Origin of the sequence: Demequina salsinemoris (assembly GCF_000974805.1) — a bacterium.
Classification (GTDB): domain Bacteria; phylum Actinomycetota; class Actinomycetes; order Actinomycetales; family Demequinaceae; genus Demequina; species Demequina salsinemoris.
Window position 1 is genome coordinate 85,167 of the sequence record NZ_BBQZ01000006.1, and the last position, 26,996, is coordinate 112,162.

Below are 26,996 nucleotides of genomic sequence, written 5' to 3' on the forward strand. Positions count from 1 at the left end.
GGCCAGCACAACCCGCGGACGCGGTCGGTGCGCACCACCGCTCCCGCGACCCCGGACACGCGAACGCCCGAGCGTCGGACGGTCCTTTGAGGGGACCGCCACGCACCGCTCGGGCGTCAGCATGCGTCACTCGGCGCTGTCGGTGGCGGGCGCCTCGCCTTCGGGCACTGCACTGTCGGGCGCCGTGCTCTCCGATGCCGGGCTCTCGGACGCCGTGGCGTCGCCGCCCTCGCCGTCCGCGTCCTCGTCCGCGAGGTTGCGCTCGACGTTGCGGGCGATACCGATGATGCTGTCGTTCCTGCCGGGCTTGGCGAAGATGACGCCCATCGTGTTCTTGCCCTTGACCGGCACCTCGCTCACGGGCGAGCGCATGACCTTGCCGGACTCCATGATGACGAGGACCTCGTCCGAGTCCTCGACGAGCATCGCACCGACGAGGTCGCCACGATCCTCGGTGAGGGTCGCGACCTTGACACCCAGGCCACCACGGTGCTTCGGCGCCCACGCGGACGCGGACGTGCGCTTGGCATAGCCGGCCGCCGTGACGACGAACGAGTACGGGCCCTCACCCGCCGTCACATCGTCCTCGACCTCCGCATCGTCCACGCCGTCCGACTCCGCGCCGTCCGCGACCGCGGTGCCGGCGAGGATGACGTCCATGGCGAGCAGCTCGTCGTCGTCCCTGAAGGACATGCCCTTCACGCCCGACGTCGCGCGGCCCATCGAGCGCAGCTCGTCGTCGGACGCGTGGAAGCGCAGCGACTGACCCTTGCGGCTGACCAGCATGAGGTCGTCCTCGGGACCGGCGAGTCGCGCGGAGATGAGCTCGTCGGGACGGGTCTCACCGTCCTCGCCCTCGACCTCGCGCAGGTTGATGGCGATGAGGCCGCCGCTGCGGTTCGAGTCGTACGCCGCAAGCTCGGTCTTCTTCACGAGGCCGCGCTTGGTGGCGAGCACCAGGTACGGCTTGTCCTGGTAGGTCTTGAGCTCCATGACCTGGGCGATCTCCTCGCCCGGCTGGAACGCGAGCAGGTTCGCGACGTGCTGGCCCTTGGCGTCGCGTCCACCCTCGGGAAGCTCGTACGCCTTCGCTCGGTACACGCGGCCGAGGTTCGTGAAGAACAGCAGCCAGTGGTGCGTCGTCGTGACGAAGAAGTGGTCGACCGTGTCGTCCGAGCGGAGCGAGGCCCCGCGGACGCCCTTGCCGCCGCGCTTCTGCGCGCGGTACTGGTCCGAGCGGGTGCGCTTGACGTAGCCGCCGTGGGTGATGGTGACGACCATCTCCTCCTCGGCGATGAGGTCCTCCACGTCGACGGAACCGTCGAACGGGGAGATCTCCGTGCGGCGGTCGTCACCGAACTTGCGGACGATCTCCGCGAGCTCATCCGAGATGATCGTGCGCTGACGCACCTCGGAGTCGAGGATCTGCTGGAGGTCCTTGATCTCCTCCATGAGCTTGGCGTAGCGCTCCTCGATCGCCTGGCGCTCAAGGGCCGCGAGGCGGCGCAGCTGCAGGTTGAGGATCGCGTCAGCCTGGACCTCGTCCACATCGAGCAGTGCGATGAGCCCCTGACGGGCCTCGTCGGCCGAGGGCGAGCGGCGGATGAGCGCGATGACCTCGTCGAGCTTGTCGAGCGCCTTCACGTAGCCGCGCTGGATGTGGGCCTCGCGCTCGGCCTCGCGCAGGCGGTACGCGGTGCGACGCTGGATCACGTCGACCTGGTGGACCGTCCAGTGCTTGACGAACTGGTCGATGCTCAGCGTGCGCGGCACGCCGTCGACGAGCGCGACCATGTTCGCGCCGAAGGTGTCCTGCAGCTGGGTGTGCTTGTACAGGTTGTTGAGCACGACCTTCGCGACGGCGTCGCGCTTGAGCACGATGACAAGGCGCTGGCCCGTGCGTCCCGAGGTCTCGTCACGGATGTCGGCGATGCCCGAGAGCTTGCCGTCCTTGACGAGCTCAGCGATCTTGAGCGCGAGGTTGTCGGGGTTCACCTGGTACGGCAGCTCGGTGACCACGAGGCACTGGCGGCCCTGGATCTCCTCCACGTTGACGACGGCACGCATCGTGATCGAGCCGCGACCGGTGCGGTACGCCTCCTCGATCGCCTTCTTGCCGAGGATCAGCGCGCCGGTGGGGAAGTCCGGCCCCTGGATGCGCTCGATGAGGGCTTCCTGAAGCTCCTCGCGCGTCGCGGTGGGGTTGTCGAGGTACCACTGCACACCGTCGGCGACCTCACGGAGGTTGTGCGGCGGGATGTTGGTCGCCATGCCGACCGCGATGCCGGCCGAGCCGTTGACCAGGAGGTTCGGGAAGCGGGACGGGAGGACGACGGGCTCCTGCGTACGGCCGTCGTAGTTGTCCTGGAAGTCGACCGTGTCCTTGTCGATGTCCCGGACCATCTCCATGGCGATGGGCGCCATGCGGGACTCGGTGTAGCGGTGCGCGGCGGCCGGGTCGTTTCCGGGGGAGCCGAAGTTGCCCTGGCCGTCGGCGAGCGGGTAGCGCAGCGACCAGTCCTGCACCATGCGGACCAAGGTGTCGTAGACCGCGGAGTCACCGTGGGGGTGATAGTTGCCCATCACCTCGCCGATGATGCGCGTGCACTTGGAGAACGCGCGGTCGGGCCGGTAGCCGCCGTCGTACATCGCGTAGACGACGCGACGGTGGACGGGCTTCATGCCGTCGCGGACGTCCGGGAGGGCGCGGCCGACGATGACGGACATGGCGTAGTCCAGGTAGGACTGCTGCATCTCCACATTGAGATCGACCTTCTCGATCGCTCCGTGGTTGTGGACCTCAGATGTCAAGGAACCTCACGTCCTTCGCGTTGCGCTGGATGAAGCTGCGGCGGGCCTCGACGTCCTCGCCCATGAGGATCGAGAAGGTCTCGTCCGCGAGGGCGGCGTCGTCCATGGTGACCTGAAGCAGGGTGCGGGTCTCGGGGTCCATGGTGGTCTCCCACAGCTCCGAGTAGTCCATCTCGCCCAGACCCTTGTAGCGCTGGATGCCGTTCTCCTTCGGCATCTTGCGGCCCTTCTCGAGGCCCTCCTTGACGAAGGCGTCGCGCTCACGGTCGGAGAACGCGTAGTCGTGCTCGGCGTTCGACCACTTCACGCGGTACAGCGGCGGCTGCGCGAGATACACGTAGCCGGCCTCGATGAGGGGACGCATGTAGCGGAACAGCACCGTGAGCAGGAGCGTCTGGATGTGCTTGCCGTCGACGTCGGCATCGGCCATGAGGACGATCTTGTGATAGCGGGCCTTGTCGATGTCGAACTCGTCGCCGATGCCAGAGCCGAACGCCGTGAACAGCGCCTGGATCTCGGCGTTGGCGAGCGCCTTGTCGAGGCGCGCCCGCTCCACGTTGAGGACCTTGCCTCGCAGCGGCAGGATCGCCTGGGTCGCGGGGTTGCGGCCGCGGACGGCCGAGCCGCCGGCCGAGTCACCCTCGACCAGGAAGATCTCGGAGATCGACGGGTCCTTCGACGAGCAGTCGCGGAGCTTGCCGGGCATGCCGCCGGACTCGAGGAGGCCCTTGCGGCGTGTGGCCTCGCGGGCCTTGCGCGCGGCCATGCGCGCGGCCGAGGCCTGGATCGACTTGCGGACGATCTCCTTGGCCTCGTTCGGGTGCGAGTCGAGCCAGTCGGTGAGCTGGTCGCCGACGACGCGCTGGACGAACGTCTTCGCCTCGGTGTTGCCGAGCTTGGTCTTGGTCTGACCCTCGAACTGCGGCTCGCCGAGCTTGACGGAGATGACGGCGGTGAGGCCCTCGCGGACGTCGTCGCCCGTGAGGTTGTCGTCCTTGTCCTTGAGCAGGTTCTTCTCGCGCGCGTACTTGTTGACCAGGGTGGTCAGCGCGGCGCGGAAGCCCTCCTCGTGGGTGCCTCCCTCGGTGGTGGAGATGGTGTTCGCGTACGTGAACACGGACTCCGAGTAGGCGGTCGTCCACTGCATCGCCATCTCGAGCGAGATCTTCTTCTCGGTGTCCTCCGCCTCGAGGCTGATGATCTCGGGGTGGACCTCCTCGGCCTTCTTGGCCGCGTTGAGGTGGGCGACGTAGTCGACGAGGCCGCCGTCGTAGCGGTAGGTGACGGTGCGTGACGTCGGCGCCTCGTCCTCGGCGGCCTCCTCATCCTCGGCGACGACGTGCTCGGCGCGCTCGTCGATGAGGATGATCGTCAGGCCCTTGTTGAGGAAGGCCATCTGCTGGAAGCGGGCTCGCAGGGTCTCGAAGTCGTAGACCGTGGTCTCGAAGATCTCGGGGTCGGCCCAGAACGTCTGCGTGGTGCCGGTCTCGTCCGTCTCCTCGCCCTGGATGAGGGTGGTCTGCGGCTTGCCGCCGTCGGCGAAAGTCTGGCGCCAGACGTGACCCTGTCGACGGATCTCGCTCTCGACCTTGTAGGACAGCGCGTTGACGACCGAGATGCCGACGCCGTGCAGCCCGCCCGACACCGCGTAGCCGCCGCCGCCGAACTTTCCGCCGGCGTGGAGGATCGTCATGACGACCTCGAGCGTCGGCTTCCCCTCGGTCGGGTGCATATCGACCGGGATGCCTCGTCCGTTGTCCTGGACGCGCACGCCGCCGTCCGCGAGGAGCGTGACGGTGATGGTGTCGCAGTAGCCGGCGAGCGCCTCATCGACAGAGTTGTCGACGACCTCGTACACGAGGTGGTGCAGTCCGCGCTCACCGGTGGATCCGATGTACATGCCCGGACGCTTGCGGACGGCCTCGAGGCCCTCCAGGACGGTGATGTTGCTTGCGCCGTAGTCGGACGCACCCGACTTCACGTCGTCTTCAGCCACGTGGATCGCCTTTCAAGCCCCTGTCGCAGCCCGAGACGGCACGCGACACATCTTGAATCATTCTAGTGGCTCAGCGGGCCGTTTCGGGCCGATTCAGGCGGCATTGGGGACTTCCGCACCCCCGACAGGTTTGGGGACGACGAAGGGCACGCTCCGAGAGCGCTGTCAAGCCCCTCCGCTGGTGGCGTCACCCGTAGGTGTCACGGGGCCCGCGACCCTTCACCGAACGGGGCCCCTTCGTCCACGATCGGGCGGTCGGGCCGAGCACACGAAGCTCCTTCACGACCTCGCGTCCGAGCTCCTCGTTGAGACGATGCGTCAGCTGGCCCTTCATGAGCGTGAGCTGCGTCGCCCACGCGGTCGTCGTCGCCCTGACCGTGAGGACGCCCTCCTCGAAGCCAAGCGGCTCGCACCTGTCGGCGATCTGATCGCCGACGACCTCGCGCCACCGCGCCGTGACCGACGTGATCTCGATCTGCTCCGTCCAGCCCATGCGCCGCATGAGCGAGGCGACGGTATCCGACATCGGCGCGGGATCGCGGCCGCTGCCGTACGGGAGAGCCTCGCGAGCGGTGCGCTCCTGCTTGCGGTGCCGGTCCGCGCGCGCGGCGCGCGGGCTGCTGAGTCGCGCGCCTCGCTCCCGTGCCGACTGGCGGGCTCGTTCCATGGCCTCGCGGGCGATCTCCTGCGCACTGCGCATGGGCGCACCTTCCAGGGACGATGCTTCCTCAGGCGGATTGTCGCCGTCGCCTGGCGTCACGGACGGGTCCTCACTCATCGCGCACCGCGACCGTCATCCGGTCGTCGTCCCTGCTCACGCGGACCGTCACCGCGCCGGCCGGATGGGCGGCGAGCTCATCGGGGACGTCCTCGGGAACGGCCGCGGTGATGAGGACCTGCCTCGCCGAGGTGAGGCGATGTGCAAGTGCCGACCGGCGTCCGGAGTCGAGCTCGGCGAAGACGTCGTCGAGGATCAGCACGGGCTCGCCGTCTGGATCGCCATCGGGTCCTCCTTCGGCAGTGAGGAGCGCGTACGCGCCGAGCCGCAGTGCGAGCGCGCACGACCAGCTCTCGCCATGGCTCGCGTAGCCCTTGGCAGGCATGTCCCCGAGCACGATGTCCAGATCATCTCGATGCGGGCCTGCGAGATTCACGCCACGGTCGATCTCCTGAGCGCGCAAGGCGCGCAGCCGATCGAGCAGGCGAGCCTCGATCTCCTCGGCGCCGGCGTCGGCCGAAAGTGAGGCGTGGGAGGTATCGTCCCTGTTCACAGGCTTATCCAGGGCTGTGGAATACGCGAGCTCGCACACCCCGCCCTCGGGTGCGACATCCGCGTACGCCTCCCGGACGTGGGGAGCGAGCGCTGTGACGGCGCGTCGCCTGGCGGCGACGATGCGACCACCCAGGTGCGCGAGCTTCTCGTCCCAGATGTCGAGCATCGTGAGGTCGGCGCCTCGGGCGTTGCGCGCGGTCTTGAGCATGGACCCGCGCTGCTTGAGCACCCGCTCGTAGTCCGACAGATCTCCGGCAAGGGCCGGCTGCAGCGCGACCACGAGCTCGTCCATCAGCTGACGGCGCCCAGCAGGGTCGCCCTTGACGAGCGCGAGGTCCTCGGGCGCGAAGACCACGGTGCGGAGGATCCCCACGAGATCGCCCGGGCGCGCCTGACCTCGGTTGAGCCGAGCGGTGTTCTGTCGCCCCTGGTTCAGGGTGACCTCGAGCGAGAGAGCGCGACCGTTCTTCTCGAGCCGAGCTCCGATGACCGCACGCTCAGCACCGAAGCGAAGCAACGGTGCGTCCGAGGCGACCCGATGGGAGGACAGCGTCGACAGGTATCGGATGGCCTCGACGAGGTTGGTCTTGCCCTGGCCGTTGCGTCCGACCAGGGTCGTCACTCCTGGGCCTAGCTCGAGATCGAGGCTTCCGTAGGAACGGAAGTCCGCGAGCTGGAGATGGGTGACGCGCATCCGGAACGCGTCAGGACGCGATGCGGATCGGCACCAGCAGGTAGCGGAAGTCCGAGATGAGGTCGCCACCGGGCTCGGTGAGCCCGACGAACTCGACCGGCTTGGTGTCCTGCGTGAAGCCGAAGCGCACGTAGTCGGTTCCGAGAGCGCCGAGTCCGTCGAGGAGGTACTGAGGGTTGAACGCGACGGTGATGGCGCCGCCGTCGACCGTGGCCTCGAGTGCCTCGGAGGCCTGAGCGTCCTCGCTCTGTCCCGCGTCGAGCGTCACCTCGCCCTCGGAGAAGGCGAGGCGGACCGACGAGTTGCGCTCGGCCACGAGCGACACGCGCTTGGTCGCATCGATGAGGTCCTGCGTGCGGACGACCGCGGTGATCGGGCTCTCGTCCGGGAAGAGACGACGGACCTGGGGGTAGTCCCCATCCATCAGGAGCGAGGTGGTCACGAGGCCGCCGGCGGAGAATCCGACGAGGTCCACGCCCTGCCCCGAGCTGAGCGAGACCGTGACGTCGCCAGCGCCGAGCGCCTTGGCGGTATCGGTGAGCGTCTTCGCGCGGACGAGCGCCACCGCGGAGGCATCCGAGGAGGACGGCTTCCACGACAGCTCGCGCAGCGCGAGGCGGTAACGGTCCGTGGCGAGGAGCGACACGTCGCTGCCCTCGATCTCGATCCGGATGCCAGTGAGGATCGGCAGCGTCTCATCGCGCGAGGCCGCGACGCTCACCTGCGATACCGCCTGCTGGAACTCCGCCCCGTCGATCGAGCCCGACTGCTCGGGAAGCTGGGGGAGGTCGGGGTACTGGTCGACCGGCATCGTCGCGAGCGTGAAGCGCGAGGCGCCGCACGTGACGGAGACCTTGGTGCCGTCGAGCTCGAACTGCACCGGCTTGTGCGGCAGCGCGTTCGCGATGTCGCGCAGCAGACGACCGGAGACGAGCACCTCGCCCGCGGCCTCGACCTCCGCGGGGAACTCTCCGCGTGCGGAGACCTCGTAGTCGAAGCTCGACAGGCGGACCACGCCCGCGTCGTCCGCCTCGAGGTGCACACCTGCGAGCACGGGCACGGGTGGCCGTGCGGGGACAGCGCGCGACGTCCACGCGACGGCGTCGGTCAGAACGTCGCGATCGACGGAAAACTTCATGCGGTCTTCTCCTTCGGTCTGCGGCACAGACTACGCCAGAAGTTCAACGATGCGGGGGGAGCGGGGGCGGCACGGCGCGGAGCGTCATGAAGGCCGGGTGGGGAGGAATGACAAGAAAGGTGAAGTAGTGGTCATAGGCGTCGTGGAATCTGGGGAAATCTGTGATTCACGCTGGTAATCACAAGATCTCAGATGTGGAGGATTCGTGGACGCGGTTGCGGATGATCCCGATGTCGCGGTGGAGATGAATCACAGACTCACAGAGGAATTCGTGTCGTTCACAGATCGTCCCCAGGTAGCTCTTCCTGCCATTCACAGCAACTCACAGGATTTTCCCCAGGTGTGCATGGCGCACCGATGTGTGATATCTGAAGCACCATTCCTTGTCATGTCATCGACGATGCCGACGATGATGGGGAGGACGATGCGACACAGGTGACCGATGTACGCACGGCCACGCTCGAGAGCTCGGTGGGCCTGGAATGTCTGCGCCGAGGCGCGGGTCGTGGCTGAGGTCAGTCGCGCGTCTGCTGCTTGACGCGCGCGTGGATCTCGTTGACCTGGTTGTACATCTGGCGCCGTTGCGCGATCTGATCCTCGACCTTCTTGACCGAGTACATGACCGTGGTGTGGTCCTTGCCCCCGAAGTGCTCGCCGATCTTCGGCAGCGACAGGTCGGTGAGCTCGCGGCACAGGTACATCGCGATCTGACGCGCTGTCACGAACACTCGCGAACGCGAGGTCCCGGTGAGCTCGTCCATCGTGATGCCGAAGTAGTCGGCCGTCGTGCCGATGATCGAGGACGCGGTGATCTCCGAGTCGTTGTCGCTGATGAGGTCCTTGAGGACCACCTGCGCGAGCGACAGATCCACGTTCTGCTTGTTGAGCGCAGCGAAGGCGGTGACACGGATGAGCGCGCCCTCGAGCTCGCGGATGTTGCTCGTGATGTTGGAGGCGATGTACTCGAGCACGTCACCCGGCGCGGCGACGTCGTCCGCCTGGGCCTTCTTGCGAAGGATCGCGATGCGGGTCTCGAGGTCCGGCGGCTGCACGTCCGTCATGAGCCCCCACTCGAAGCGGGTCCTCATGCGCTCCTCGATCCCGTCAAGGTGTCGCGGGCTCACATCCGAGGTGATCACGACGTGCTTGCCTGCGTTGTGCAGGGCGTTGAACGTGTGGAAGAACTCCTCGAGCGTCTGCTCCTTGCCCTGCAGGAACTGGATGTCATCGATGAGCAGCACGTCTACCTCACGGTAGGTGCGCTTGAACGTCAGGGACCGGTCGTCGCGGATCGAGTTGATGAAGTCGTTGGTGAACTCCTCCGAGTTCACGTACCTGACGCGGGTCTGTGCCTTGATCTGCCTCGTGTAATGGCCGATCGCGTGGAGCAGGTGAGTCTTGCCCAGTCCTGAGCCGCCGTAGATGAAGAGCGGGTTGTACGTCTTGCCAGGCGACTCCGCGACGGCGAGCGCGGCCGCGTGCGCGAACCTGTTCGACGATCCGATGACGAACGTGTCGAACGTGTAGCGAGGGTTGAGGTGAGGGTCGGGTACCGACTCGACGACCGTCGCGGACGGAGCCGGCCGGGTCACCGGTCGGGGTTCCGGCACGACGTCAGCGGCCGGCTCGGGGACATCGATATCCGAGGGCGTGACCGACGCATCCACGGTGACCGCGATGCGGACCTCTCGACCGAGCACCTGCGACAGCGACGAGGTCACGTCCCCGCGCATCGTCGATTCGATGAAGGTCTTGGTGAAGTCCTCGGCGACGGCCAGGAACACGTTGTCCTCGACCACGGCGAGGGGCTTGACCAGGCGGAGGAAGGACCGCTGCTGGGTCCCGATGCCGTGATGGTGGACCAGGTTGTCCAGCGCTTGGCGCCACACGTCCTCGATGTCCGTGGCACCTGCCAGCTCGCTCACCTGGGCCCCTTATCGCTTGTCATCCACAGAGTTGTGCACAGGGCGTTGAGACTACGTCATGTGGTCGTTACTTGAGAAGCGGCGTGTCGCTCCCACGTGATCCGTACGCGATGATGGAGCCTAGTCGTTTCGGGTGTCGCGCGCCGTGCGACTCGCGTGATTTGACCGTGCCCGCGCGAGCGCGTAACGTTGGTGCGCTGATGTGACCTCGTCCCCCATAGTCTTTTGGAGCATTACCGTGAGCAAGCGGACCTTCCAGCCGAACAACCGTAAGCGCGCCAAGACGCACGGCTTCCGCCTGCGTATGCGCACCCGTGCGGGCCGATCGATCCTCGCGTCGCGTCGCCGCAAGGGCCGTGGCAAGCTCTCGGCCTAAGTGCTGAAGGCCGACTCCCGGCTCCGGGCATCGGCGGACTTCCGGTCCGCCATGCGCCGCGGCTCGAGGAGCGGCCGCAAGACCATGGTGGTCTACGTGGAGCGAACCGGCGATGCCTCGAGCATGGCCGGTTTCGCCGTTTCTAAGGCGGTGGGCGTCGCAGTGGTGCGCAACCGGGTCAAGAGACGCCTCCGCGCGATCACCGCGGACCTGCTTCCCACCGTTCCTCCTGGTACACGCCTGGTTGTGAGGGCTCTTCCGGCATCCGCCGACGCATCCTTCGAGACTCTTCGTCGCGATCTTCGAGATGGGACGGCCTCCGCGCTGCGGAAGGCCTCGCTATGACCCTCGCACGGGTGGGCGCCGGCATCGTCGCCATCCCGCGTCTGCTTCTCATGGGCCTGGTGAGGATCTACCAGCTCGTCGTCTCGCCCCTGCTCGGACCGCGCTGCAAGTACTACCCCTCGTGCTCCCACTACGGACTCGAGGCCTTGCGCCGCCACGGCGCGATCAAGGGCACCGCGCTCGCCACCTGGAGAGTGCTGCGGTGCAACCCCTGGAGCTATGGCGGAGTCGATGACGTGCCCCAGATAGGCGAGCCGTTGTTCCGCAAGCGAGACCGTTCCTCATCGGGTGCACCCGTAGAGGCTGTACCCTCGACGCCAGTCGACTGATACGAATAGGCACACCTTCATGGAAATGGATTTCCTCTCCACGATCCTCTACCCACTTGAGTGGTTGGTCGCCAATGTCATGGTGATCTGGCATTGGATCCTGTCCGACGTGTTCCAGATGCACCCGGACTCGGGTTTCACCTGGGCCTTCTCGATCGTGGGTCTCGTGGTGACGATCCGCGTCGCGCTGATCCCGCTCTTCGTCAAGCAGATCAACGCCTCCCGTGCCATGCAGGTGATCGCGCCGGAGCTGCGAGCGGTGCAGGACAAGTACAAGGGGAAGAAGGACCAGGCGTCCCGCGAGGCCATGAGCCGCGAGACGATGGAGCTCTACGCCAAGCACAAGACGAATCCCTTCGCGTCGTGCCTGCCGATCCTGATCCAGATGCCGATCTTCTTCGCGCTGTTCCGCGTGCTCAACTACTGGCTTGAGGGGGACCGCGGCGAGATCGGTCTGCTCACCCAGAACCTCATCGACTCCGCGCAGAATGCGACGCTGTTCGGCGCGCAGCTCAACGAGACGTTCCTGAGCGACGGTTCCAGCGTGGAGGCGAAGATCCTCTCGGGTGTCCTGATCGTCATGATGGTCGCGACGACGTTCCTCACGCAGCGCCAGCTGACCCAGAAGAACATGCCCGCCTCGGCCCTCGAGGGACCGATGGCGCAGCAGCAGAAGATCCTGCTGTACGTCCTTCCCTTCATCTTCGTGCTGTCCGGTCCGAACTTCCCGGTCGGTGTCCTCATCTACTGGACCACGACGAACCTGTGGACCATGGGCCAGCAGTTCTACGTGATCCGCAGGAACCCGACCCCGGGCTCCGAGGCGCATCGCATCATGCTCGAGCGCCAGGCCGAGAAGGCGAAGCGCAAGGGCATCACCCTCGAGGGAGAGGGCGTCGACGTCACGGATGCAGTGGACGAGTCCGCCGAGCGCCAGAGCGGTCAGCGCCAGCAGCCCAAGCGCAAGAACCGCAAGAAGCGCTGACAAGACCATCGGGACGCGTCACGCGTCCCCACGAGAAACGGCAGGAATGATGACTGACGCGAAGGACACGGCTCACCTCGAAGCAGAGGGCGACGCCGCCGCCGACTTCCTTGAGGAGCTCCTAGACATCCTCGACATGGACGGCGACATCGATATCTCCGTCGAGGCCGGCCGCGCCAAGGTCGCGGTCATCGCCGAGGGACCGAGCCAGGATCTCAAGCGACTGGTAGGCCCGGACGGTGAGGTGCTCGATGCGCTTCAGGATCTCGCTCGACTGGCGGTGCAGGCCGACACCGGTGAGATCAGCCGACTCATGCTCGACATCGCGGACTTCCGTGCGGGCCGTCGCGAGCGTCTCGCGGAGCAGGCTCGCGAGGCCGTCGCGAAGGTGCGCGAGTCCGGCGCTCGCGTGGCCCTGCCCGCGATGAACGCCTTCGAGCGCAAGGTCGTCCACGACGTCGTGCTCGAGGCTGGGCTGGGCTCGGAGTCGGAGGGCGAGGACCCCAACCGCTACGTGGTGGTGCTTCCCGCCTCCTGATCTTCGGCACTATCGCGCGCCGCCTCGCCCCGCAGGGGACCGGGGCGGCGCGCTAGTGTTTCACGTGAAACCAAGGGAGACAGATGAGTGATGTGACCGAGCCGTTGACGGCCGACGAGGCTCCCCGAGGTCTTCAGGATGATCCCCTCGAAGGCACGGAGGCGATCGAGGCGTACTTCGGGGAGCAGTACCCGAGGGTTCGCGCCTTCGCGGAGCTGCTGGCCGATCAAGGCGTCCTTCGTGGACTGATCGGCCCGCGTGAGCTCGAGCGTGTGTGGGAGCGTCACATCCTCAACTCCGCCGCGGTGGTACCTTTCCTCGGCGACGGTGTCCTCGTTGACGTGGGTTCGGGGGCCGGGCTTCCCGGCATGGTCGTCGCGGCGATGCAGCCCGAGCGCCGCGTGGTGCTGGTGGAGCCCATGGAGCGGCGCGTGCAATGGCTGCTCGAGGCGTCCCGTGCAGCCGGGATCGACAACGTCACTATGGTGAGGGGCAGGGCGGAGGAGGTCGCCGAGAGCGTCGAGGCCGACATCATCACGGCGAGGGCTGTAGCGAGCATCGACAAGCTCGTGAAGTGGTGCATGCCGCTGCTCAGCGCCACGGGCGAGATGGTCCTGCTCAAGGGACGCTCCGCGCAGGACGAGCTCGACCGCGCGAAGTACGTGCTGCGGAAGAACCGACTTGCCGGCGAAGTCCTCGAGGCCCCGACGCTCGACAGTCTCGAGCCGACCCGCGTCGTCAGGCTGACGCGCCAGGCCTCGCGTTGATGGACCTCCGCTGCGGATCCCACCGCGCACCGAGACGCTCGCCCGGACATGACATGCTGCGGTGTGAGGCATGTACGCGCGGGGTTGCGCGTCTCACCGCGACGTCGACGAGATCGACAGATCTTTCACATCGGCGGAGGACCCGAGAAGTTCTCCACATCATCTGTCCACAGGACTTCGTGCGGGGATTGGTCTCGGCGCGCGAAGTTGTCCACAGGAACGGCGCATCCGCAGGGATGAAGGCGTGCTTCCACGCGGGTAGTCTGGCGGCTCCGGGGTATCGCCTCTCGGTTGTTTCACGTGAAACGACGCGTCGAGCATTCGCCCCGGACATGAACGCAGAGAGCGACGCCGGACCGTACCGCGGGTCGGAATGGAAGCCCCGACGAGGCGGCGCGCAGGCAGGGGAGATCACGTGACGGACGCTCGCGACAGAGGCTCGTACAGCGGGGCCTCGAAAGAAGGAGCGGGACGATGACTGGCGCTCACGAAGACGATGCGGTCTCGCTGCCCACCTGGTTCGCACGACAGGCTCCTGATGTTTCACGTGAAACGACGGACTCCGCGGACTCCGACGAAGGCTTCGCGCCTGGCGACGACAGTCCCGTCGGCCGGGAGCTGTGGGAGACGGAGCAGCTCCGCCGCCGACTCGAGGACTCCGAGTTTCCGCGCCCGCCGCGCACGCGAGTGATCACGGTGTCGAACCAGAAGGGCGGGGTGGGCAAGACCACGACCTCGGTGAACCTCGCTGCGGCACTCGCGTCTCGAGGCGCCAACGTGCTGGTGATCGACGCCGACCCCCAGGGCAACGCGTCGACGGCCCTCGGAGTGGAGCACCGCTCGGGCACTCCGTCCATCTATGAGGTGCTGCTCGAGGAGACACCGCTCGCGCGTGTCGTCCAGCAGTGCCCCGACATCCCGACGCTGTGGTGCGTCCCCGCGACGATCGACCTCGCGGGCGCTGACATCGAGCTGGTCTCCATGGTTCGCAGGGAGTTCCGTCTTCACGATGCGGTCAACGAGCTGCTCGCCGGACCAGGCAAGGATCTCGATTACGTCATCGTCGACTGCCCGCCGAGCCTCGGCCTGCTGACGCTCAACTCGATGGTGGTCGCCGGTGAGGTGCTCATCCCGATTCAGTGCGAGTACTACGCCCTCGAGGGACTGACCCAGCTGATGAAGACCGTGGAGATGGTGAAGAAGCACCTCAACCCGGCCATCCACGTCTCGACGATCGTCTTGACGATGTTCGATGCGCGCACCAATCTCGCGCGCGAGGTCGCAGCGGAGGTGCGGGGTCACTTCCCCGACCAGACTCTCGAGCAGACCGTGCCGCGCTCGGTGCGCGTGTCCGAGGCTCCGAGCTTCGGGCAGACCGTGATGACGTACGACCCCACCTCGTCGGGAGCGGTGGCCTATCTCGCCATCGCCCGCGAGATCGCCGCGCGCGGCGCGACTGGAACGGCTGTGGCCGAGACCGGAGGACAGCAGTGAGCAAGCCCAAGCGTGGTCTCGGACGAGGGCTCGGGGCCCTGATCCCCACCGAGGAGACGAGCACTCCGCCCGCGGAGCGTCCGTCGGACGTCTTCTTCGCCGGCACAGGAGACATCCCCGTGGTTCAGGCCGACAAGGCGATCGCCGAGATCGACGCGGGGCTCGCGGACGACGGGCTCCTTCCCGTTCCGGGCGCCCGCTTCGCTCACATCGACCCGAGCAGCGTGGTTCCGAACCCGCGCCAGCCCCGCGCCGTCTTCGACGAGGACGCCATGGCCGAGCTGGTCGGCTCCATCAAGGAGCTCGGTGTCCTCCAGCCGATCGTCGTGCGGCCCAACCCCGCGGGTGAGGGCTATGAGCTCATCATGGGCGAGCGGCGACTGCGCGCCTCCAAGGAGGCCGGGCTCGAGGCCGTTCCGGCGATCATCAGATCCACGGACGACGTCGACCTGCTCCGCGACGCGCTCGTGGAGAACCTCCACCGCAGCCAGCTCAACCCTCTCGAGGAGGCCGCGGCGTATCAGCAGCTCCTCGACGACTTCGGCATCACGCACGACCAGCTCGCGACCAAGATCAGCAGGTCGCGGCCGCAGATCTCCAACACGCTTCGGCTCCTGCGTCTGCCCCCGCTCGTCCAGCGCCGCGTCGCCGCGGGCGTGCTCAGCGCGGGACACGCGCGTGCGCTGCTCGGTCTCGATGACCCCGCAGCGATGGAGCACCTCGCGCAGCGCATCGTCGCCGAGGGCCTCTCCGTGCGAGCGACGGAGGAGATCGTCACGCTCGGCGTCGATGCTCCGACACCGACCAAGCGCGGAGGCGTGCGTGCGGGCGGACGCACCGAGGCGCTCGACAATCTCGCCTCACGCCTGGGAGACAGGCTCGACACCCGCGTGAAGGTCCAGCTGGGCCGCACACGCGGGAAGGTGACGATCGACTTCGCCACGGTGGACGATCTCAACCGCATTATCGCGATCCTCGACCCCGCGGACCCGGGCGTGATGGGTACGAGCCCGGACGCGGCTCAGAAGTAGGGTCTGACTCAGCAGCAGGGCCCAGCCGGGCAGAAGCACCCGATCGCACGAGAGGCGACGCACCCCGAGATCAGGGGAGCGCCGCCTCTCGTGCGTTAGGGGTCAGACGCCGCGGGCAGCCGCAGACGCGATGATCGCGTAGTAGAGGTCCTGGAGGGGGACACCGGCAGCGCCGATGGCCTGCGGCATGAGCGAGGTCTCGGTCATGCCGGGAGAGATGTTGATGTCGAGCACCTGAGCGTTGCCCTCACGGTCGAGGATGAGGTCCACGCGCGACAGGTCCCTGAGGTCCATGGTGCGGTGGACCTTCACCGCTGTCTCCTGGGCGACGGCCGCCTGCTCATCCGTGAGCCGCGCGGGCGCGAAGTACTCGATGCGTCCGGGGTTGTAGCGCGCGTCGTAGTCGTAGCTGCCATCGGCAGGCGACACCTCGACCGCAGGGAGGGCGCGCGCCTCCTCGCCCGTGCCGATGACGCTCATCGCGAGCTCGATGCCCTCGACGAATTGCTCGATGAGCGCCATGTCTCCGTAAGCGAAGCAGTGGACCATCGCTCGAGCAAGATCATCCCTGGTATTCACGATGGAGAGGCCGAGTGCTGAGCCTCCGCGTACGGGCTTCACTACCAGCGGGAAGCCGAGCCGGGACGCGATCGCGTCGAGCATCTGCTCGGCTCCGACCTCGCGGAAGAGCGACTGCGGCATCGTCACCGCGTCCGGGGTCCCGATGCCGTGCCGGGTGAGCACGGCCTTGGCGACGGACTTGTTCCACGCGACGCGAGCCGACTGCGAGGTCGTCCCGACGTACGGGACGCCGAGCACCTCGAGCAGCGCCTGGAGGGAGCCGTCCTCGCCCGAGGCGCCGTGGAGGAGGGGCCACACCACGTCGACGGAACCGTCGGTGAGCGCCGGGATGAGGTCGTTGTCGACGTCGTGCAGCGTGACCTCGACGCCGGCGTCACGCAGCTCCTCCTGCACGCGCCGCCCTGAGCGGATGGAGACATCCCGCTCGTGGCTCAGTCCGCCGGCCAGGATCATCGCGTGCATGGGGTGGTGTCCTCTCTAGCGGGCTGAGACGTCGAATCGGGTGGGAACGGGTCAGTTGAGGTCGGGGGCGGGGAACTCGACCGTCTCGGAGATCCCCGATCCGGCCGTGCCGAAGATGCGCACCGTCTCGAGCTCCGCGTCGACGACCGTCGCGAGCCTGCGGATGCCCTCGCGGATCCTGTCCGGGGTCGGATAGCAGTAGGAGAGACGGATGTGGTCGGTGCCGGAGCCGTCGATGAAGAAGGCGGAGCCGGCCACGTAGGCGACGCGCGCCGTGATGGCGCGCGGCAGCATGGACTTCGCGTCGAGTCCCTCGGGGAGCTTGACCCACACGTAGAAGCCGCCGTCGGGCACGTTCCAGGAGGCCTCGGGGATGTGCTCCTGAAGCGCCGAGATCGTTGCGTCTCGGCGCTCACGGTACTGCTCGCGGAAGCTCTTGATCTGGCCCTGCCAGTCGTGGTGGTCCAGGTAGCTGCGGATCGCGAGCTGGCTCGCGTTCGAGGGGGACAGGATGGCGGCCTCGGACGCGAGCACGAGCTTCTCGCGCACGGCGTGAGGCGCCACAGCCCAGCCCACGCGGAAGCCCGGCGCGAAGGTCTTGGAGAAAGACCCCAGGTAGATGACGCCTTCGGGGTCCATCGAACGCAACGCCGGATAGGGATCGCGGTCGAAGCCGAGCAGCCCGTAGGGATTGTCCTCGAGGATGAGCACGCCGTGGCGCTGGCAGATCTCAAGGATCTGGGGTCGCCGTTCGAGAGACAGGGTCACGCCCGCCGGGTTGTGATAGTTCGGCACGGTGTAGAGGAACTTGACTCGACGACCTTCGGCCTTGAGTCGCGTGAGGGTCTCGTCCAGCTGCTCGGGGATCAGGCCGTCCGCGTCCATGGGCACGTGCACCACGGTCGCCTCGCGCGCGCGGAACACCCCGAGGGCGCCGACGTAGGAAGGCGCCTCGGCGACGATCACGTCACCCGGATCGATGAAGATGTTGGTGACGAGGTCCAAGGCCTGCTGAGAGCCCGTCGTGACCACCACATCGTCCGCGTGGGCCGAGATGCCCTCCAACGCCATGACGTCGAGGATCCGCTCTCGCAGGCCCTCGTCGCCTTGTCCCGACCCGTACTGGAGCGCGACCTCGCCCTGCTCGACGATCAGGCGCTTCATCATGTCGCCGAGCTCCTCGAGCGGGAGACCGCCGATGTAGGGCATGCCGCCGGCGAGGGAGACCACCTCGGGGCGGCTGGCCACGGCGAAGAGCGCGCGGATCTCTGACGCCCGCATCTCGTGGGCGCGTGCGGCGTACGACCCGTACCAGGGGTCGAGCCGCGTGCCGCCGTTGTCAGAGATGCTCATGCGCGCCAGTCTCGCACGTCCGCCAGGGCTCGGCGCACTCGCGACGCGGGGACGAAGACGAAGGCCCGGCCCCCCGTGGGGAGAGCCGGGCCTCGCGTGAAGCGGTTGGTGCCTGTCAGGCGTTCGTGGACGCTCCCTCGAGGACCTCGTCGAAGAGCTCGATGAGGGCGGGCTTCGGCTTGGCTCCGATGACGGACCTCACGGCCGAGCCGCCCGAGAAGAACATCATGGTCGGGATGGAGGTGATGCCGTACGACGCGGCGAGCGCGCCGTTGGCGTCGGTGTCGACCTTGACGACCTTGATCCTGCCGGCGTAGTCCGCGGCGAGCTCGTCGAGGATCGGCGCAACCGCACGGCACGGACCGCACCACGTGGCCCAGAAGTCGACCACGACGGGGATGTCGGACTCGAGCACCTCCGCCTGGAACGAGTCGACCGTCGCGGCGACGGGCGCGTCGTGCACGGGCTGGGCGGGAGCGTCGGCGACCGCCTCCGCGGTCCCGACCGCAGCATCGTCCATGTGGGCGTCGAGCCAGTGCTGAGCGTCGAGCGCCGCGGCGCAACCGGATCCCGCGGCAGTGATGGCCTGGCGGTAACGGCTGTCCACGAGGTCGCCGCACGCGAACACGCCGTCCACGTTGGTCGCGGTCGTACGGCCCTCTACCAGGACGTATCCAGCGTCGTCGGTGTCGACGACGCCCTTGACCAGCTCCGAGCGCGGCACGTGGCCGATCGCGACGAAGATGCCCGTCGCGTCGAGCGTCGTCTCCACGCCCGTCTTGACGTTCTGCACGCGCACGCCGGAGACCTTCGCGTCGCCGTCGAGGCCGACCACCTGGGAGTCCCACACGAACTCGATCTTGGGGTCGTTCTTGGCGCGGTCCGCCATGATCTTGGAGGCGCGCAGCTCGTCGCGGCGGTGGACCAGGTAGACCTTGCGGGCGAAACGGGTCAGGAAGGTCGCCTCCTCGACGGCGGAGTCGCCGCCGCCGACCACGACGACGTCCTGGTCGCGGAAGAAGAAGCCGTCGCACGTCGCGCACCACGAGACGCCCTTGCCCGACAGGCGCTTCTCGTCGTCCAGGCCGAGCTCGCGGTACGCGGAGCCCGTGGCGAGGATGATCGCCTTGGCCTCATACGTCTTGCCCATGCCGGTCGTGACCGTCTTGACGGGGCCCTCGAGGCTCAGCTCGGTCGCGTCGTCGAAGATGACCTCCGCGCCGAAGCGCTCGGCCTGCGCCTGGAGCGTCTCCATGAGCTCAGGACCCTGGACGCCCTCGACGAAGCCGGGGAAGTTCTCGACCTCGGTGGTGTTCATCAGCGCGCCGCCCGCGGTGATGGAGCCGGCGACGACCAGGGGCTCGAAGCCCGCGCGCGCGGCGTAGATGGCGGCGGTGTACCCGGCGGGGCCGGAGCCGACGATGATCAGATTGCGGATGTCGCTCATGGGAGTCCTCGGTCAGTTCGGGGAAGCAGCTGTTCCAGATTCCACAACAGATCGTAGTCGCGCAGTGTTCCCCGTGAGGTACGCACCGAGCGCCACCAGGAGCGTCCGCGACGACGCGCGTGCTTCACCCGGTTCAGTCGACCGCCTGCCGTCACCCGCCGTCGGCCGAGGGCGTCGGGTCGAAGGTGTAGGCGGGGTACTCGTTCTCGGGCGGGTTGTGGCGGTCCATGTCGGTCGTGAGCGGCTGTTCGAGCATCTGCATGCCGAAGTGCCACGCGAAGCCGACCGCGATGAGGCCGAGAGCGAGCAGCAGCAGCCGCGTGCGGATAGGTCCCGGGCGCGCCGCGCGCGAGTGGGCCGACTCGTACATGCCCGCGAGGACCCGCGACTGGGGCCACTGCCGATGCAGCGGCTCGATCATCGCCTCCCACACGGAGCGCGACGGGACCGCGTTCTGCTCGTCGGACATCGCATCGAAGGCCGCGAGATCGTCGAAGAGGTCGCGCTCCTCCTCGGGCACTCCCTCCACCGGAGGAGCCGAGGGCGGCTCCTCCTCGACCTCGGGCTCCTCCTCGGGCGCGTCGGGCCCCTCCGGGGGTTCCTCCGGGGGAAGCGCGGCCGTGATCGCCTCCAGGCGGTCCGAGGTCACGTCGGGACGCAGGTCCGGCGCCACGGACGATGCGGCCGCCGAGACGAGCGCGGTACGGCTCGCCTTCGCGAGGGTCTCGGAAGAGACGATGTCGGCAGCCGGCCTGCCGAAGGTCTCGTGCATCTCCGCCTGCGCGACCTCCGCTCGCAGCGGGAGGCCCGCCACCGCGCCGGAGAAGCCGCGGAGAGCCCCGTGGTCGGGAGGGAACGCCTCGACGATGTCGGCCAGCATGACGGGCACACCGCCGCCGAGGGTCGCGGCGCACAGCGCGCGGGGGTCCTCGGAGACCTCGTCGGGAAGATCCGCGAGCGACGCTTCGCCCGCTGTGAGACCCGTCAGGCACTCCAGGTACAGGTGCACGAGGTCCGTGGCGTCGCGCGCCTCTGTGGGCTGGCCGGGATCGCCGTCCAGGCCACGGATCTCGCCATCGATGCCGAGTCCGGACAGCACCGGGACGCCCGACTTCGACACGGTGACCGCGCCGCTGCGCACGGCGCCATGATGGATGCCGCGCGCGGACAGCGGAACCAGCGCCCTGGCGATCGAGCCGACGATCGCGCCCGCCAGGCGCGGGGTCAGGTTCCTGCGGCGAAGCACGGGGCCCAGCGCCGTGCCGCCCGGACGGTCCACGACCACGAAGTGGAGCGGCGCATCGTGGCTGGTGTCGGAGCCGCTGGCGATCACGCGAGCGAGCCGCGGATCGCGCACGGTCGAGATCCGGGCGACAGCGGACGTGACCTTCGGGCCGTGCTCGGGCGCGATCACGTACGCATCGACGTCCCGTCGCAGCCGTTCGTCCCGAGCCCGCCACCGCGTCGCGCCCTCGAGGTCGAAGGCCTCCTCGGACGCAAGCGTGAAACGGTGCGCGAACGTCACACCAGACTGCACCTCGTCGACCCCCAAGAGTACTTCCGGGCTACACGTGCCCATATGTCCGATTATCGTACGCGGCGGAGCCGTCGCGTCACCGGGGACAGCATCTGCCCCAACTCCTCAACACCCAGAAGTCTCAGGATGATCCCGTAGACCAGGAACATCGTGATCGCGATCGCCCCACCGATCAACCCGGCGGTGACAACGCCATCCACGCCCGTCAGACCCGCGGCGGCCGGCGTCCACCACACGATGAGGCCGCCGGCGCCTACGGCTGGAATCACGGCGAGAAGCGACTTGGCGTACACCGGGACGATGTGGGAGCCGTCGAGCCAGCCGAAGCGTCGCCTGAGGGTGAGCGTTCGCAGCACCACCGCGACCACGTTGGACGCGACCAGTCCCAGCGCGACGCCCACGGTCCACCACCGCGCGGGAGCGACCGCCTGTACGCCGTAGGCGATCGCGACCCACACGACGGTCATGGGGATCTGGATGTAGAAGATCGACCGCGCGTCCTCGAGCACGAAGAGCACGCGCTTCACGAGCACCATGAGCCCGAGGGGAACGAGCCCCAGCGAGAGCGCCTGCAGGACGGGGATGGTGACTGCCACATCGTCCGGCGAGCTCGGTGCCATCATGACGCGGGCTATCGGGCCCGCCGCCACGATCATCGTCGCCGACGCCCACACCCCGAACACCGCGATCACGCGGGCGCCGCGCGAGATCTCGCCCACGAGGCCCCTGGTGTTGCCGGTGGAGTGGAAACGGGACATGGACGTGAAGAGGGCAGTGAGAAGCGAGACCGTCACGAGGGAATGGGGAACGATGTAGATCGTCATGGCCTGGAAGTAGGCGGCGTTACCCGCTATCGCCTCGGTGTGACCGGCGTTCGCTGCCGACGCCACACGCAGGGCGAGCCATCCGCCTGCCTGCTCCACGGCGACCGCAGCGAGTGCCCAGGTCACGACCTGCTTGAGGGAGCCCATCTCGCCCGGCTCCCCGGACCAGCGCCAGCGCAGACCGTACCCGCCGCGGATCAGCGGAATGAGCAGGATCAGAGCTTGAGCGGCGATGCCCAAGGTGGCCGTGCCACCGAGCAGTGCGAGGCGCTCAGGGGTCCACTCGGACGCGTCGACCGGCCCTGCGTCGACCGCGATCCGCCCGTACACGGACAGGTACGCGACCAATCCGGCGATCGAGACGATGTTGTTGAGCACGGGCGCCCACATGAACGGGCCGAACTGCTCACGCGCGTTCAGCACCTGTCCGAGCAGCGTGTAGATCCCGTAGAAGGTGACCTGCGGGATGATCCAGTACGCGAGCCCGGTGGCGACCGCAAGCTGATCCGTCGACCATCCTGACGACAGCAGGCGCACCATGAGCGGCGCGGCGAGAGTGAACACGAGGCCCGCGGCGATCGAGACCACCGTGCCGACCGTGAGGATGCGATCGACGATGCGCTTCCCGTCGGGCTGTTGGAAGGCCTTGATGATCTGCGGTACGAGCGCGGAGTTCAGCACCCCGGCGGCCAGCAGCGCGTAGAGCGTGTTCGGGATCCTGTTGGCGACGTCGTAGGCGTCAGCGGCGCCGGTCGTGGCGCCTACTGCGGCCAGCAGCAACCAGTTGCGGAGCCAGCCTGTGCCTCGCGACACGAAGGTGCCGGACGCCATGATCGCCGTCGAACGACCGAGCCTGCTTCCGCTCATCCGCTCGCCGGGTGCCGGCTCGGACGACTCCTGCTCTGGCTCTGGTGCGCTCACGTCACGTATTGTCGCGCGACTCAGTGTCAGGCGCGGACTCATCCACAGGAGCGTCGAGCTCGGACGGCTTCACGCGCGTGTCCCGACGTCCGCGCCGGATGGTCCTGATCACGCCCGCGATGAGGAGGAGGACGAGAAGCAGCGAGAAGACGAGCGTCGCGGCGTTGCCCCAGTCCGCCCGAACTCTGACCGTCAGGGTCTGGGGGTCTGCGATCACATCGCCGGCATCCGTCCGGATGGTGACCTCGACCTCGACGTTCGCCGAGGAGACCGCGCGCACGGGTATCTGCACCACGGCCTCCGACCCCGCGGCGATGGTGACCTCCGGCCGGCCGATGATCTGCAGCTCCGGCGCGTCTGACTTCGCTGCCACGACGACCGTCAACTCCTGCGACGTGGTGTTGCGCAACGTGACGGGCAGCGATCCCTCGGCGGCGATGAAGTTGATGTCCGCCGAGCTCGCGATCGAGACCCCGTCGATGGCCTGCTGTGCCGTCGTGAGCGCACCCGAGACGAGCGCAGCCCGCGTTCCCGAGCCTGCGCGGGACGGCAGCGACACCGCCTGGGCGAGCCTGAGCGCGTAGTACTCGAGCGCAGCGTCGGGGTCCGTGGCGGTCGAGGCGATCACCTGGACGCCAGCGAGCGCCTCGGCGAGCTCGTCGATCGTCGCGGCGTCGAGATCGTCCTCGGCCCCCACCGTCGCCGACGCGAGCTTGCCCCTGGGCCGGTCCTCGTCCTCAAGCGCCGTCGACAGTGGAACGGCCTCGACCCAAGGCGAGCTCAGGAGAGCCTCAAGGGTGGTGGAGGTGCCCTCTCCCGATACCGACCACGATTGGCCCGGCGACACGACCACGAGGTCGTCGTCCCCGTACAGCGCCTTCAGGGCGGACTCTGCGACGAGGCGCGAAGCCCCCTTGACCACGTTCGTGGGGTAGGAGCCGAGCACGGCGCTGAGATCCTCGTCGGGCCGGATCACGGGAATGGTCTCACCGGCCACCTTGACGTCGACCACGGCGGCGTCGCCGCCACCCGTCACGCTGTCGACGCCGAAGCGGCGCTCGAGGATCACCGCCTCCGCACCGGCCTCCACGGCAGCGCGCACGGTGGCGCGATCCGCCACGGCGACGGGCGTGATGAGTGGCGCCAAGCGCACCGCGGAAGGCCCTGTATCGGAGGCGTCGCCGACCGCGTACTCGACGAGCGAGCTGTCGCCCGCCCGCGCGAGCGACGTCAGATCGACATTCGCGGCGGGGATGCGGTAGAACTCGTCGACCTCCGAGGCGCGCGAGTCTGTGAGTGTCGGGTCCACGAGCATCGTCACGCCGGGAACATTCGCCGCCTCGAAGATGGCCTCGGCCCTGGACTCGCTCGCGGTCACCGTCGCGACGGTCGCGACCTGGAGCGTCGGCAGATCCACGGGAGCCCAGGTCACGACCATGGAGTCCACGGTCACCGCTCCGTCGGCCCCGATGACGGTGACCGTGACCCCGTAGACCCCCGACCGCTTCTTCGGCAGCTCGAGATCGCTGGCCTCCGCGGTCAGCGTCACCGTGGTCTCGGTGGACGAGTCGCTGGTGTCGGTCGGCGAGGGGCCGGTGAGCATCGACTCGGCGACCGTGTGACGGGCATAGCTCTCAGGCGACTCGAGGAACTTCTCGATCTGCTCGTGCGTCTTGAGCGGCCTGTCGGTGAACCGCAGGTGCACCTGGTGACCAGAGAACGCCTCCGCGTACGCGGGGTCGAGCGTCGCGGTGACCGTGAAGGTCGAATCGGCCTCGAGGACGGAGGGGCTCGCCTCGGAGATCGTGCCGGTGACCGCAGGCGTCTCGACCTCGGTGGCGTCCATCGGGACGGACGCCGCTGCGGTCAGGGGCGCGCCTGCGATCGCAGCGGCCAGCAGCACCGCGAGCAGAGGACGGATCCGACGGATCACGTGGGGGCCAGCAGGGTCACGGCGATCTGGGCCATCTTCCGCTCGTTCGGGAAGGCCAGGCGCTGGACCAGGTTCGACAGGGGGATCCACTCGGCGACCTCGGCCTCGTGATCCGGATCGTTCTCCGTCGTGATGAACCCGCCGCGCGCCTCGAGGAGGTAGTGGTGCACCGTCTTGTGCACACGGCGGTCGTCGCCGGTGAACCAGTAGTCGATCACGCCGATCGGCTGGATGATCTCGGAGGTGATCCCGGTCTCCTCGGCGACCTCGCGCACCGCGGCGATCTCGGGCGTCTCGCCCTGCTCGATGTGCCCCTTCGGGAGGCACCATTCGAGACGACCGGCGCGGTTGCGCCGCCCGATGCATGCGGCATACGCGATGCCGTCCTCGACCTTGATGGCGACTCCGCCCGCCGACACCTCGTTGCTCACGGGCAGGTGAGCGGCCTTCCCCGAGACGTCGCGTCGCCGCCGCACCGACGAGGCCGCGGGCGGCATCGGTGCCGGGCGGGGTCGCGGGCTGGACGGGACAGGCATGCCGAAATCCTATCCGGGGACTGTTGCGGGAACGTATCTCCCGCACGGGGGGCGACCCGCATCGTCCCTCTATCCTTCACGGGGGTGACGCGCATCGCCCACCCGCCGCGCGAGGGTGCGTGCGGCCTCGCCCCATCCTCCCGCACGGGGTGAGGCCCGCATCGTCCACCCTCCCCGCACGGGGAAGCGGTCACCCATCTGGGATGCTTGACCCCATGACCCGTCGCCCCTCCGTACCCGACCGCGTGCCCCTCGACGTGCTGAGGAGCCGGGCGACCGGGCTGTGGACGGCGCTGCCTCCCGAGGTCGCCGAGCTCGGCGCGCTGTTCGCCGACGCCGGTCACGAGCTCGCGCTCGTCGGCGGTCCGGTGCGCGACGCGTTCCTGGGGCGCTCCTCCGCGGACCTCGACTTCGCGACGAGCGCCCGACCCGAGGAGACGGAGCGCCTGCTCAAGAGGTGGACCCCCGCGACATGGGACATGGGACGCGACTTCGGCACGATCGGCGGGCGTCGCGGGGACGTGGTGGCGGAGATCACGACGTACCGGGCCGACGAGTACGACGGCGAGACCCGCAAGCCGACGGTCTCCTTCGGCGACAGCCTCGCGGGTGACCTCGCTCGCCGCGACTTCACCGTCAACTCGATGGCCGTGGCGCTGCCCTCGCTCGAGTTCATCGACCCGTTCGGCGGGCTCGAGGACCTCGCGGGCGGGCTGCTGCGCACCCCGATCGAGCCGACCGTGTCCTTCGGCGACGATCCGCTGCGGATGATGCGCGCCGCGCGCTTCGCGTCGCAGCTCGGCTTCGAGATCGAGCCCGCGACATTCGCCGCGATGCACGAGATGTCCTCGCGGATCGACATCGTGAGCGCCGAGCGCGTGCGCGACGAGCTTACCAAGCTGCTGCTCGGCGGCGACGTGCGCGCGGGTCTCACCGCGCTCGTCGACTCCGGCATCGCCGACGTGATCCTGCCCGAGCTTCCCGCGCTGCGGCTCGCCGTCGACGCGAGCCACCACCACAAGGACGTCTACGAGCACACGCTCACCGTGATCGATCAGGCGATCGATCTCGAGACGGACGCGGACGGGCCGGTTCCCGGTCCGGACCTGACCCTGCGGCTCGCGGCGCTCATGCACGACATCGGCAAGCCGCCGACGAAGCGGCTCGAGGCCGGCGGCGTCGTCACGTTCCACCACCACGAGATCGTGGGCGCGAAGATGGCGACCAAGCGACTCAAGGCCCTGCGCTTCGACAAGGAGACCACCAAGGCGGTGAACCTCCTCGTGTCCCTGCACCTGAGGTTCCACGGCTACGCCGACGCGCGGTGGTCGGACTCGGCGGTGCGTCGTTACGTGACGGACGCGGGCGATCAGCTCGAGCGCCTCCACCGGCTCACGCGCGCCGATGTCACGACCGGCAATCGCCGCAAGGCCGACCGCCTGTCGTTCGCGTACGACGACCTCGAGCACCGGATCGCCGAGCTGCGCGAGCAGGAGGAGATCGACGCGATCCGCCCCGACCTCGACGGCACCCAGATCATGGAGATCCTCGGTATCAAGCCCGGACGCGAGGTGGGTCAGGCGTACAAGCACCTGCTCGAGCTGCGCATGGAGCATGGTCCGCTCGGCGCGGAGCGCGCGGAGGCCGAGCTGCGCGCGTGGTGGTCGGAGCGGGGTTGAACAGGGCTGAACAGGGCTGA

Annotated in this window: 22 protein-coding genes; 9 read left to right on the forward strand and 13 right to left on the reverse strand. The window is 68.1% G+C overall.

Annotated elements, in window-relative coordinates:
- Positions 1 to 126: 126 nt before the first annotated feature.
- The 6 genes from gyrA to dnaA all read right to left on the reverse strand — a co-directional run bounded on the left by gyrA (position 127) and on the right by dnaA (position 9,828).
- A complete protein-coding gene (gyrA, locus tag AOP78_RS11955) occupies positions 127 to 2,754 on the reverse strand; it encodes a DNA gyrase subunit A (RefSeq protein WP_083980117.1) in 2,628 nt (875 codons plus the stop codon).
- Between the two features lie 46 nt (positions 2,755 to 2,800).
- Positions 2,801 to 4,807 carry a DNA topoisomerase (ATP-hydrolyzing) subunit B gene (gyrB, locus tag AOP78_RS11960; protein ID WP_062204961.1) on the reverse strand — a complete coding sequence of 669 codons (2,007 nt, stop codon included), beginning with the start codon at positions 4,805 to 4,807 and terminating at the stop codon, positions 2,801 to 2,803.
- A 187-nt stretch (positions 4,808 to 4,994) separates the two neighbouring features.
- Positions 4,995 to 5,507 (reverse strand): DciA family protein, encoded by a 513-nt coding sequence (locus tag AOP78_RS11965; protein ID WP_062204965.1) that lies wholly within the window; start codon positions 5,505 to 5,507, stop codon positions 4,995 to 4,997.
- Between the two features lie 70 nt (positions 5,508 to 5,577).
- Positions 5,578 to 6,774, reverse strand: coding sequence for a DNA replication/repair protein RecF (gene recF / locus AOP78_RS11970; RefSeq protein ID WP_062204968.1), 1,197 nt, complete (start codon positions 6,772 to 6,774; stop codon positions 5,578 to 5,580).
- A 10-nt stretch (positions 6,775 to 6,784) separates the two neighbouring features.
- Complete coding sequence (gene dnaN / locus AOP78_RS11975) at positions 6,785 to 7,912, reverse strand: DNA polymerase III subunit beta (RefSeq protein ID WP_062204970.1); 1,128 nt, start codon at positions 7,910 to 7,912, stop codon at positions 6,785 to 6,787.
- A 515-nt stretch (positions 7,913 to 8,427) separates the two neighbouring features.
- Positions 8,428 to 9,828: a chromosomal replication initiator protein DnaA gene (gene dnaA, locus AOP78_RS11980; RefSeq protein WP_062205223.1), complete on the reverse strand. Its 1,401-nt coding sequence runs from the start codon at positions 9,826 to 9,828 to the stop codon at positions 8,428 to 8,430.
- Positions 9,829 to 10,075: 247 nt separating this feature from the next.
- On the opposite strand from dnaA, the gene rpmH reads away from it, so the two are divergent.
- The 8 genes from rpmH (at position 10,076) to AOP78_RS12015 (ending at position 15,702) form a co-directional block, all read left to right on the forward strand.
- A complete protein-coding gene (gene rpmH, locus AOP78_RS11985; protein ID WP_062204973.1) occupies positions 10,076 to 10,213 on the forward strand; it encodes a 50S ribosomal protein L34 in 138 nt (45 codons plus the stop codon).
- Positions 10,214 to 10,558 carry a ribonuclease P protein component gene (gene rnpA, locus AOP78_RS14800; protein ID WP_083980094.1) on the forward strand — a complete coding sequence of 115 codons (345 nt, stop codon included), beginning with the start codon at positions 10,214 to 10,216 and terminating at the stop codon, positions 10,556 to 10,558.
- Entirely contained in the window at positions 10,555 to 10,887 is a 333-nt protein-coding gene (gene yidD, locus AOP78_RS11990) for a membrane protein insertion efficiency factor YidD (RefSeq protein WP_062204976.1), read from the forward strand. Before rnpA ends, yidD begins: the two co-directional genes overlap by 4 nt.
- Before the next feature lie 19 nt (positions 10,888 to 10,906).
- Positions 10,907 to 11,872, forward strand: a complete 966-nt coding sequence (yidC, locus tag AOP78_RS11995) for a membrane protein insertase YidC (protein WP_369401091.1) — start codon at positions 10,907 to 10,909, stop codon at positions 11,870 to 11,872.
- A gap of 49 nt (positions 11,873 to 11,921) precedes the next feature.
- Positions 11,922 to 12,410, forward strand: coding sequence for a Jag family protein (locus AOP78_RS12000; protein ID WP_062205226.1), 489 nt, complete (start codon positions 11,922 to 11,924; stop codon positions 12,408 to 12,410).
- Between the two features lie 83 nt (positions 12,411 to 12,493).
- Positions 12,494 to 13,177 (forward strand): 16S rRNA (guanine(527)-N(7))-methyltransferase RsmG, encoded by a 684-nt coding sequence (gene rsmG / locus AOP78_RS12005; RefSeq protein ID WP_062204983.1) that lies wholly within the window; start codon positions 12,494 to 12,496, stop codon positions 13,175 to 13,177.
- 474 nt (positions 13,178 to 13,651) lie between these two features.
- Positions 13,652 to 14,671, forward strand: coding sequence for a ParA family protein (locus AOP78_RS12010; protein ID WP_066730254.1), 1,020 nt, complete (start codon positions 13,652 to 13,654; stop codon positions 14,669 to 14,671).
- On the forward strand, positions 14,668 to 15,702 hold the full coding sequence (locus tag AOP78_RS12015) for a ParB/RepB/Spo0J family partition protein (RefSeq protein WP_062204986.1): 1,035 nt from the start codon (positions 14,668 to 14,670) through the stop codon (positions 15,700 to 15,702). The genes AOP78_RS12010 and AOP78_RS12015 overlap by 4 nt, the downstream gene beginning before the upstream one ends.
- A gap of 102 nt (positions 15,703 to 15,804) precedes the next feature.
- Here AOP78_RS12015 and AOP78_RS12020 read toward each other — a convergent pair whose 3' ends face one another.
- The 7 genes from AOP78_RS12020 to AOP78_RS12050 all read right to left on the reverse strand — a co-directional run bounded on the left by AOP78_RS12020 (position 15,805) and on the right by AOP78_RS12050 (position 25,297).
- Positions 15,805 to 16,746, reverse strand: a complete 942-nt coding sequence (locus AOP78_RS12020) for a D-alanine--D-alanine ligase family protein (RefSeq protein ID WP_062204988.1) — start codon at positions 16,744 to 16,746, stop codon at positions 15,805 to 15,807.
- A gap of 51 nt (positions 16,747 to 16,797) precedes the next feature.
- The gene (locus AOP78_RS12025; protein WP_062204991.1) at positions 16,798 to 18,099 is read right to left on the reverse strand and encodes an aminotransferase-like domain-containing protein; all 1,302 of its coding nucleotides are present in this window, start codon (positions 18,097 to 18,099) and stop codon (positions 16,798 to 16,800) included.
- A 115-nt stretch (positions 18,100 to 18,214) separates the two neighbouring features.
- On the reverse strand, positions 18,215 to 19,546 hold the full coding sequence (gene trxB / locus AOP78_RS12030) for a thioredoxin-disulfide reductase (protein ID WP_062204994.1): 1,332 nt from the start codon (positions 19,544 to 19,546) through the stop codon (positions 18,215 to 18,217).
- A gap of 151 nt (positions 19,547 to 19,697) precedes the next feature.
- On the reverse strand, positions 19,698 to 21,071 hold the full coding sequence (locus tag AOP78_RS12035; protein WP_062204996.1) for a protein kinase family protein: 1,374 nt from the start codon (positions 21,069 to 21,071) through the stop codon (positions 19,698 to 19,700).
- Between the two features lie 62 nt (positions 21,072 to 21,133).
- Entirely contained in the window at positions 21,134 to 22,828 is a 1,695-nt protein-coding gene (gene murJ / locus AOP78_RS12040) for a murein biosynthesis integral membrane protein MurJ (RefSeq protein WP_160297634.1), read from the reverse strand.
- A 1-nt stretch (position 22,829) separates the two neighbouring features.
- Positions 22,830 to 24,761, reverse strand: coding sequence for a DUF6049 family protein (locus AOP78_RS12045; protein WP_062205002.1), 1,932 nt, complete (start codon positions 24,759 to 24,761; stop codon positions 22,830 to 22,832).
- Positions 24,758 to 25,297, reverse strand: a complete 540-nt coding sequence (locus AOP78_RS12050; RefSeq protein WP_083980097.1) for an NUDIX hydrolase — start codon at positions 25,295 to 25,297, stop codon at positions 24,758 to 24,760. The genes AOP78_RS12045 and AOP78_RS12050 overlap by 4 nt, the downstream gene beginning before the upstream one ends.
- A gap of 215 nt (positions 25,298 to 25,512) precedes the next feature.
- Here AOP78_RS12050 and AOP78_RS12055 point away from each other — a divergent pair, with 215 nt between their 5' ends.
- A complete protein-coding gene (locus tag AOP78_RS12055; RefSeq protein ID WP_062205008.1) occupies positions 25,513 to 26,976 on the forward strand; it encodes a CCA tRNA nucleotidyltransferase in 1,464 nt (487 codons plus the stop codon).
- Positions 26,977 to 26,996 lie beyond the last annotated feature (20 nt).